Annotated in this window: 5 protein-coding genes; all 5 read right to left on the bottom strand. The window is 64.2% G+C overall.

Going from position 1 to position 6000, the window contains the following annotated elements; translation table 11 throughout:
* Positions 1–318 precede the first annotated feature (318 nt).
* Complete coding sequence (locus HGB39_RS21180; protein WP_005572830.1) at positions 319–720, bottom strand: zinc-binding dehydrogenase; 402 nt, start codon at positions 718–720, stop codon at positions 319–321.
* Between the two features lie 355 nt (positions 721–1075).
* Complete coding sequence (locus HGB39_RS38885) at positions 1076–1471, bottom strand: nitroreductase/quinone reductase family protein (RefSeq protein ID WP_005572831.1); 396 nt, start codon at positions 1469–1471, stop codon at positions 1076–1078.
* Between the two features lie 549 nt (positions 1472–2020).
* Positions 2021–2461: a VOC family protein gene (locus HGB39_RS21170; protein WP_005572832.1), complete on the bottom strand. Its 441-nt coding sequence runs from the start codon at positions 2459–2461 to the stop codon at positions 2021–2023.
* Between the two features lie 275 nt (positions 2462–2736).
* Positions 2737–3870, bottom strand: a complete 1134-nt coding sequence (locus tag HGB39_RS21165) for an IS630 family transposase (RefSeq protein WP_312029804.1) — start codon at positions 3868–3870, stop codon at positions 2737–2739.
* Between the two features lie 166 nt (positions 3871–4036).
* Positions 4037–5428 (bottom strand): replicative DNA helicase, encoded by a 1392-nt coding sequence (dnaB, locus tag HGB39_RS21160; protein WP_029539771.1) that lies wholly within the window; start codon positions 5426–5428, stop codon positions 4037–4039.
* Positions 5429–6000: the final 572 nt, after the last annotated feature.

Genomic DNA, 6000 nt, shown 5'->3' with positions numbered 1-6000 from the left:
CCCGAAACCTAGAGGTGCTGCGCGTGCGCGTCCCTCATATCATCGGTGAAACGCCGAACAGTGCGGCCAACAACACAACCCACCCTGAGCAGCAGAAATGGCGCCCACATAAACCCGAGGAGCGCCACACACTTTCGAGTCAATGGTTCGAGCCGACGACAGGATCGTCCAACAGGTGGCTTCCGCACCGTAAGCCGCCGTCGGGCGCAGCCGACAGAATCCGGTGCTCACCGACGTCCGGAAGCCGAACTTCAACCGGGCGAGATAGGCGCCCAGCGCATTTCGGGAAGCAGTCGCACCCGTCCCGAAGCACGCTGGTCAGGAAGCAACCGTGGTCGCGTCGAGGACCAGCTTCCCTCGGACGTGTCCTGCCCGGCCCTCTTCGTGGGCAGCTCGAGCCTCGGCGAGGGGATACACCGAACTGACCGTGGGCCGCACTCTGCCGTCAGCGACGAGCCGGGAGATCTTGGTCAGCGTGTCAGCGTTCGGTTCGACGCTGAAGTATCGCGTCCGTTTACCGCGTCGCTCGGCTTCGGCCTTGACCTCGTCCGGGACGTCCGCTGGCAGGGCGACGAGAACCCCGTCTCGCTTCAACACGTCGAGGGACCGCTGTTGGACTGTGCCGCCGACCGTGTCGATCACGGCATGCACCGGCGCCACCGACGTCTCGAACCGCTGCTCGCGGTAGTCGACGAACTCGTCAGCGCCGAGCGAGTTCACGTACTCCCGGTTGGAACCGGACGCGGTTGCGGCAACAGCGGTGTAGACGCCTGACCGGCGATGATCGACAGATCGCCACCGCTGAAAGACTCGCCGACGAAGGTGCCCACCTCTGGGCCGTAGACCGCGACGCCCGGCTACTGGCCGACCTCGTGTAGTCGGCATCCCCGAAGTGACGCGACCAGGGTGTACTTCGATCCCCTGTCGCGCAGCGGGTTCGGACGGTGACAGAACCTCTTGCGGGACCACCTGGAGGCTCGACGTCCGTCCGATTCGTCCCGGGTCCTGGTTCGTGCCCCGTACTTCACGAGGTATCGGCGGCAGCGTGCGGGTGCCCCTTCCACCGATACCTCGCCTACTCCGCGAGTTCGATTACGAGTGGGATGCTGGTGTCGAACCAGTAGCGGTGCAGATCCTTGATCTTGGTCCGGGAAGGGCGGCCGCGCAGATGAAGACGGCACTCGCCGTAGTCGATGAGGTGCACTGTCTCGCAGATTGCCTCTCGTGCCTGTTGCAGCTCGGTCGGGTCACTGATCTCTCGCGCGACACCGGCACAGGTTCGGCGCCGCAGTCGCAGGCGAATGTTCGGGTTGCCTCGCATGTTCCACACCCAGAACGAGACGGCCAGGGGTCTCTCGATTGCCAATGCGGGAGGGCGGAGCATTACGACGTACACCTTGTCGTGGCGCCGGATCGCACGAACGTAGTTCCGGCGCTGCTGGCCGGTCTTTCGTCCGGTCGTCGTGAGCACCCGTGCCCAGGGGGTGTGAAGATAGCGAAGACCCGGAGCGTGATTGCGCTGAGGATGCGACCACCCCTGGCCGATTGCAGCAGCCGTCTGTGCTTCGGTGCCGCGCTGATTGCCGCGGCCCGGATCGCTTCGGCACGAACAGTAACCGCTTCGTCACCTGATGTGGAGCCGTTGCTCGGGGCTTCGGTCATCTCCAGCCTCTTCAAGTGTTCCGCTGTTGTCTGATCAGCGTCGCAGATCGTCGTTGCCCCTCGCAGCCGATGCCCGCACGGGTGGGGCGACTCGCTGTCTGTGAACAGGCCTGGACGTCCGTTGCGGATCGGTTGATCGGCCCTCTCAGTCGTCAGGGCGTAATGGGCGTAAGTGCTCCTCAGGCGAAACCCCCGGCGGAATCCGGTGAGCCTTGTGGTCAGGATCGTCGTCGAGGTGTCCAGCAACCACCGGGCGTCTCGGGCGACATCTGCGCACGGGACGGCTACAGACGGGCATTCTGTAACGTTGTCGAGCTACCGCCGCGTCCATGGCGACGGATTGGGTAACGCTCGCGCGTCAGCCGATCTGCTCGAACAGGGACACGATGATCCCTTCGGGCCCACGCACGTAGGCCATTCGCACGCTGTTCTCGTACTCGCCGATGCCGCCGATGAGCCCGTACCCATCCGCAGCCACCGCGTCGACGGCCGCCTGGAGGTCGCCGACCTCGAAGGACACGTTGCGCAGCCCAAGCTCGTTGGCCATCGCCGTGGGCGATCCGGGCACGTGGTCGGGCGTGACGAAGGCCGCGAGCTCCAACCGGGATCCTCCGTCGGGTGGCCGCAGCATCACGATCTCACAGTGCGCGCCGGGGATGCCGCAGACGGTCTCCACGAACTCGCCCTCCACGGATCCGGTGCCCTCGACCTCGAGACCTAGTCCGACGAAGAACGCCGTTACCGAGTCGAGGTCCGCGACGGTAATGCCGATGTGGTCGAAACGTTGTACGTGTGCCATGGATCCATCCTCCAATTGTCGCCTTGCCGATTCGATGCTGGGACGGAGCCGGGGCTGGGATCTCGACATGTTCTTGCGGCAAAGCTGCGGTCAACCCAGAGTTCCGCACGATCGTGCGGCGCGACATGGTGCTGTCACCCGCCAGCAGCCGTGCGCGTGGCGCTGGCCGTGCCGCCGGGGCACAAGGGTGAGTCCCCGATGGTGGATCCCCGAGCGGCGAGAAACTGGCGCGCCGCCGCGAGGACCTTCGGGCCGACGGCGTCGCTAGTGCCGTATCAGGCAACGTTTGCCTTGTTGACGATCTCCCGTAACCGTTCGTCGGCGGCATGCTTGTTCCGCCAGATGATGTAGCGGCGGATCATGCTGGCCTGCTCGCGATGAGAGGCATGGTCGGTGCCGTCGAGCGCGAAGTAGCGCAGCGCGGTGAACTGCGCCTCGATCCGGTTCAACCACGAACTATTCGTCGGCGTGTATGCGATCTCGACGTTGTTCGCCTCCGCCCAGTTGGCGACCCGGCGGCATCTCTTCGTAGTCAGGTGCGGCGAGAAGTTGTCACACACGATCGCCAGGCGCACGCCGGCCGGGTAGAGGCTGCGCAGGTAGCGGCAGAAGGTGAGGAACTGGGTGCGGGTTTTGGTGTCTTTGACGTGCCCGTAGAGCCTGTCGGTGGCCAGATCGTAGGCGGCGAACAGGTGCCGTACTCCGTGTAGGCGGTTGCATGTGGCCCGTCGGCGGCGTCGCGGCTCACGCTCGGCGTCCTTGTGCCTGCCGCCGCGTTCGGCCCACTGCCGCCCCGGATGCGGTTGCAGGTTCAAGGGACCGAATTCGTCGAGGCAGAACACCACCCCCGGCTCACCGGGCTCGGGCACGACCTCTCGGTCGGCGATCGCGTACAGGTGCTCGACCCGGGCCTTCTTCACCGCGTAGTCCGGGTCCCGGGACGCCTTCCATGTCTTCACTTTTTGAAACGAGACGCCCTCCTCTCGGAGCAGAACCCGAAGGCCCTCATGGCTGATGTCGTCGACCACCCCCTCGGCGACCAGGAAGTCCGCCAGCTTGGACAGACTCCAGGTCGAGAACGGCAGGTCGTGCTCGGTCGGGGTGGACTTGGCGATCTTCTTGATCTCCCGGCGTTCGGGGAGGGTGAACGTCTTCGGCCGCCCGCCTTTGTATTTCGGATACAGCGAGTCGAAACCGTCCCTGTTGAAGTTGTGGATCACGTCACGGACCCGGTCGGCGCTGGTGAACGTGACGTCGGCGATCTTGGCCACCGGCATCCGCTGCGCGGACAGCAAGATCATCTGCGCTCGCCGCCAGGTCACCACCGACCCGCTTCCGCGACGCACGATCCGTAACAATCGTCTTCCTTCGTCGTCATCGATCTCCCGCACGCGCACTCGTTCTGCCACCACCACAGCGTGGCCCACCCACCAGCCCCAGTTCCGCAACCAAGCGGTGTGTCGCTACAAGAGGGCAAACCTTCACGGGTGTGGCACTAGTTCCGTTTATCGGAATACGACGCAAGAGAACATCTAGCTCCGGAATCTACGGCAGCAGCAGCAGGGGGAGGAGGGCCTAACCCCGCGCCATGTCGACGAACTTCGACAAGTGAAGCTGGTGCGCCACAGTGATTGTCGCTGTGGGTCCGTTACGGTGCTTGCCGAGGATCAGGTCGGCCTCGCCGCCGCGAGGGTCGTCGCGTTCGGTGGCGTCGGGACGGTAGAGAAGGATGACCATGTCGGCGTCCTGCTCGAGCGATCCCGACTCACGAAGGTCGGCGACCTGGGGGCGCTTGTCCTGTCGCTGCTCGGGACCACGGTTCAGCTGGCAGATCGCGACCACGGGAACCTCGAGTTCCTTCGCCAAAAGCTTGAGGCTACGGGAGAACTCGGAGACTTCCTGCTGACGTGACTCGACCTTCTTACCCGAGCTCATCAGCTGCAGGTAGTCGATCACGATGAGCTTGATGTCGTGTTTCTGCTTGAGCCGCCGGGCTTTTGCGCGGATCTCCATCATCGTGAGGTTGGGGGAGTCGTCGATGAACAGCGGCGCCTCACTGATCTCGCTCATACGACGGGCGAGCTTCGTCCAGTCGTCGTCGGTCATCTTGCCGGAGCGCATGTCGCCGAGCTTGATCTTCGCCTCCGCCGACAGCAGACGCATGACGATCTCGGTTTTGCTCATCTCGAGCGAGAACATGACGCTGGCCATGCCGTGCTTCACGGAGCAGGAGCGCAAAAAATCCATTCCCAGTGTCGACTTACCCACACCAGGTCGGGCCGCGACGATGATCATCTGGCCGGGGTGGAGGCCGTTGGTGATCTCGTCGAGTTCGACGAAGCCGGTAGGCACACCGAGGGAGATGCCGCCGCGGCTGGCGATGGAGTCGATCTCGTCCATCGTGGGCTGCAGGAGCTCTTCGAGGGGGACGAAGTCTTCGGTGGTGCGGCGTTCGGTGACCTCGAAGATCTCGGCCTGCGCGCGGTCGACGACCTCGGCGACGTCCTGACCGTCGGCGCCGGTGTAGCCGTACTGGACGATGCGGGTGCCGGCGTCGACGAGGCGACGCAGGATGGCTTTCTCCGCCACGATCTCGGCGTAGTAGCCGGCGTTGGCGGCGGTGGGCACCGTCTGGGTGAGCGTCACCAGATAGGGCGCTCCACCGATGCGGCGGAGCTCGCCACGACGGTCCAGTTCCGCGGACACCGTGACCGGGTCGGCGGGCTCACCGCGGCTGTAGAGGTCCAGGATCACGTCGTACACCGACTGATGCGCGGGACGGTAGAAGTCGCCGGGACGGAGCACCTCGAGCACGTCCGCGATGGCGTCCTTGCTGAGGAGCATGCCGCCGAGCACCGACTGCTCCGCCGCCATGTCCTGAGGTGGCTGCCGGCCGAACTCTTCGCCGGGCTCCGCGTCAGGCGGACCCGGGTATTCGGAACGGCCCCGATCGTCTACTACAGCCACTCGACCGACCTTCCCCATCACTGTTGCGCCACCCCGGAAAATGCTTCCCGGTGTTGGTGCCCCGAACTCTTTGTACTCGCCCCTACCGACAACCTTCGCAGGATCTTCGCGGCAGCCGGCGTCGTGATCGCGAGACACGCCGGGACGACGTTAGGGATTAGCTACCCGCTGTTCAAACCAGCCTGTGTACACAGTTGGGGACAAATTGTGGAAACTGCTGGGTACGTTTGTTAACCCCATGGGGATAACCTGAGGATAAGTGCATTTCACAATCCCAAAGACCCAGATCAGGGCCGTTTTTTAGATTCTCACCACTGTGGATGAAAACCCGTTCGGCGTGTCTTTCGCGTTGACGACTCGGGCGTGTTGAGTTGGTCGCCCCTGCGTGGCAATATGATTCACCTCACAGATCGTCGGCGGGGCGGCTAACTTCCAGACACAGCTGGAAGCCGCTCCTCTGCGTGCTTCACACCGGTGAAAACGGGGCTCGAGAGAGCGGCTGTAAGCCGGAATCGACAAGCACAGACCCCCCACACGCCGAGGCGTCCGGGGGGCCTGTGAGTAAACGAGTC

This window comes from Rhodococcus opacus (assembly GCF_012396235.1).
Taxonomy (GTDB): domain Bacteria; phylum Actinomycetota; class Actinomycetes; order Mycobacteriales; family Mycobacteriaceae; genus Rhodococcus_F; species Rhodococcus_F opacus.
Note: the sequence above shows the minus strand (reverse complement) of the source record. Positions and strands in the feature narration are given on the sequence as shown.

Bases quoted from the DNA above. Each gene is read 5' to 3' on its own strand.
- HGB39_RS21170 (WP_005572832.1), bottom strand. From the start codon at position 2,461: ATGGCACACGTACAACGTTTCGACCACATCGGCATTACCGTCGCGGAC.